Consider the following 577-nt stretch of genomic DNA (forward strand, 5'->3'; position numbering starts at 1 on the left):
GCCGGTGCTCCCGTGTCGGTCACTGCGGTCGTCGCGGCGGCCTCGGCCTCGGGATGGCCGAACACGGTCACCTGCTGCGGCCGCAGCAGGTCGTCACGCCAGCGGTAGCCGGGGCGGATGGTCGCCGCGATGTGCCCGGTGAGGTCACGCCCGGCGGTGTCCGGGGCCGGGCGCCGGTTCAGCACCTCGTGCCGCCGCGGGTCGGCCGGGCCCTCGTCCCGGACAGGATGCACCTCGCAGACCGGCAGCAGATCGGCGAGGGACTGGCGCACCCACGCCAGCGCGGCCGGGTCCAGCGGCGCGGAGCCGACCTGCCCGACCAGCACGTCCAGCCGGTCCAGCACGTCGATGACCCGCAGGGCCACCGGATGCGGCTCCTGCGCGCCAGGCTCTGCGAACCCGTCCCCGTCCCCGGGACGGGAGACGACCCCGACGGGAGCCGCGGCGACGGGAGCCGCGGCGCCGCTCCGGGCCGAAGCGGTCTGATCGAGGTGCCGGTTGCCGGCCCTGACGAGCGCATCGATCTGGCGGGCCAGGGCGTCGAGTTGGCGCGTGAGCGCGACCAGCCGGTCGACCA

General features: G+C 76.4%; 1 pseudogene. It reads right to left on the minus strand.

From position 1 onward, the window contains the following. Positions 1 to 577 (minus strand): annotated as a pseudogene (locus ACY45C_RS17190) (hypothetical protein); the annotation flags it as partial.

The organism is Frankia sp. CcWB2 (assembly GCF_977927585.1).